Below are 2,731 nucleotides of genomic sequence, written 5' to 3' on the forward strand. Positions count from 1 at the left end.
CGGGAGGGGCGGCCCGGGGAAAGGGTTCCCAGGACAGGCAGGATCGTTGCCCGGCCCGGACCCTGGCCGCCGGGCTGGCTCGCCCTGCGGGGCGCGCGGTCTCTGCATGGGGCGGTGGCACGTTTCGTCAAGCGTCCGCCGACCGGATGCTTGCTGGGACTCATGCCCCGCTGGTCACTGCCGTCCTGGGCCCCGGTGGCCAGGGCCTTTCGTTTGGATCAGACCGGATCAGGGAGGGGGCTGGTGCCGTGGATCGCAAGGCGGCGGAGGGAGCCCATGCGGAACGTAGGCGAGTGACCGAGTACGTCCGGTACGAGGATGATCCTCCACCTTGCGCTCGCACGCGCCAGACGCCGCGAGCCCCGTCCTGCGGGCGGACGGCGTCATGTGTCAGACAGGGCCTAAGAGCAATACCAGTGACTTTGCGGCTGCCGGGGCTGTCGGCGGACCGTGTTTCCGCAGGTGAGGCCGCCGAACTGGCCCCTATGTCACTGGTATTGGGCCTAAGAGAAGACCGTGGTGGAGACAGTCCCTCGCGACCCGCTTCCCGGTGCCCCGACCGTCTTCCTCCACGTTCCGGGTGAGACGCCTTCCCTCTTCGAGAAGGCCCGGCTCAGAGCGGTACCGGTGTCGTAGCCGACCCTGACGGCGATCTCCTGAACACTCAGTGGCGTCTCTCGAAGCAGGACTTTCACCCGGTACATGCGCCATGTCGTGAGGTAGCTCAGTGGGGTATCCCCCGTCCGTTCCTTGAACAGCGTGGCGAACGCCGAGCGTGACATCCCCGCCGTTCGGGCGAGTTCGCCGACCGTCCACGAACGGCTCAGGTCTGCGTGCAACTCCTGCACGGCGAGGGCCAGCCGGGGGTCCCGGAGGGCGGCGACCCAGCCGACACTGCCGCTCCCGACATCCGCGCAGCAGGTGCGCAGGGCCTGCACGAAGAGCGCGTCGGACAAGCGGCCCATGACGAAGCCGGCGCCGAGTCGATTGGCCGCGCTCTCGTGTTCGATGAGCGCGAACGTGGCGCGCAGTAGCTCTCCGGAGGCGTTGTCCGGAGGCAACCGGACCAAGGGGGGCAGGAGCGCGAAGAGCGGTTCGGCGGCGACGGCGTCGAAAGTGAAACGAGTGGAGAGAATCCGGGTCGGCTCGCCGTCGCCTCCGACTCGTACCAGGTGACCGGGTGCCTGGGCCGCCAGGTCGTCGCAGTCGAGAATCTCGCTGCTGTCCGCGTCTCGCAGGGTGAAGCCCACGCCCGCGCGAACCAGAAAGCAGTCGTTCGACTGCAGGCGCTGTGGACAGGCCAGGACCTCCGAGTCGAGCCGGCACGAACCGCCCGAGATGAGGATCAGCCGGGCCAGGTGCCGGGGAGGGAACGAGATACCCCACGGCGCGTGTGCTTCCACGCGCGTATATCGCGCGTCCTCGATCCTCATCGTGGCGAGAAGGTCGTCGACCGGATCCATGCACCCTCCTGGACGCTCTGCACCAAACAGTGGACGGAAAGATGCGAATCGTCCAGAACCGTCAGCCTACCGTGGCGGTACTTCACGAAAGAGAGGCTGCAAATGCGCGCATTCAAGGTACGGGCGGGTGGTGGGCTGACACTCGACACCGACTGCCCGGTACCCGATCCGTCGGCGGGTGAAGTGCTGGTGAAGGTCAGAGCCACCTCCCTCAATGCCCGCGATCGGCTCATCGTCTCCGACAGCTACTCCGTCGACGTACAGGGGCGCGTACCGCTCTCCGACGGCGCGGGCGTCGTCGAAGCCGTCGGGGACGGGGTCTCGCGGTTCCGGGTCGGTGACCGTGTCATGGGCACCTTCCACCCCACCTGGCTGTACGGCCCGTTCCCCGGATGGGGAGAGCTGCGTGGCACGCAGCGCGACGGATGGCTCAGTGATCACGTCGTCGTCGACCAGCAGAGCCTGGTCCCCGTCCCCGACCAGCTGTCCTTCGAGGAGGCAGCCACACTGCCGTGCGCCGCGCTCACTGCGTGGTCGGCGGTGGCTGGGGTCGGGCCGGGCGACATCCTGCTGGTCCAGGGTTCGGGCGGCGTGTCGGTCTTCGCGTTGCAATTCGCCCGTCTGGCCGGGGCACGTGTGGTGGCCACGACGTCCGACGACTCCAAGGCCGAACGCCTCGGCGCCCTTGGCGCAGCCGACATCGTCAACTACAAGGAGACACCGCAATGGGGTGCGCGGGTACGGGAGCTGACCGACGGCGGCGCCGGTCGCGTCCTGGAGATCGGCGGCGCCGGTACCCTCTCCCAGTCCGTCGAGGCCGTCGCTTACGGCGGCCAGATCGCCCTTGTCGGCAACCTCGCGTCAGGTAACGACATGGACGTGACCCACTTCTTCCGCCGGTCCGCAACTCTCAGGTCGATCAGCGTGGGCAGTCGCAGCGACTTCGAGCAGATGAACCAGGCCATCGACCGAAGTCGTCTCCGGCCCGTCATCGACCGTGTCTTCCCCTTCAACCAGGCGTCGGAGGCGTTCGCCCACTTCGCGCGGGGACCGCGCTTCGGAAAGGTCGTCATCAGCCACTGAGCCAGACTGCCCGACTCCGAGCGGAGGCAGCGCAGGGGCGCTGGGACCTCTCATCCACGGCTCATGTGTCCTGGAGTGCGAAGAACGCACCACACCACACAGAAGCTGCCAGCACATGCCCACTGGAGTCACACAGACCCCATCCGTCCCACCCACCCCACCCCAGTGACCAGCGGGGCATGAGT

At 67.7% G+C, this 2,731-nt stretch carries 2 protein-coding genes; one reads left to right on the forward strand and one right to left on the reverse strand.

The genetic code is table 11. The features are described from left to right. Positions 1-503 precede the first annotated feature (503 nt). Positions 504-1,463 (reverse strand): AraC family transcriptional regulator, encoded by a 960-nt coding sequence (locus tag DVH02_RS29915; RefSeq protein WP_114626984.1) that lies wholly within the window; start codon positions 1,461-1,463, stop codon positions 504-506. A 102-nt stretch (positions 1,464-1,565) separates the two neighbouring features. Here DVH02_RS29915 and DVH02_RS29920 point away from each other — a divergent pair, with 102 nt between their 5' ends. Beyond that, the gene (locus DVH02_RS29920) at positions 1,566-2,546 is read left to right on the forward strand and encodes a zinc-dependent alcohol dehydrogenase family protein (protein WP_114626985.1); all 981 of its coding nucleotides are present in this window, start codon (positions 1,566-1,568) and stop codon (positions 2,544-2,546) included. Positions 2,547-2,731 lie beyond the last annotated feature (185 nt).

The sequence above is a fragment of the Streptomyces corynorhini genome, from assembly GCF_003346515.1.
GTDB lineage: Bacteria > Actinomycetota > Actinomycetes > Streptomycetales > Streptomycetaceae > Streptomyces > Streptomyces corynorhini.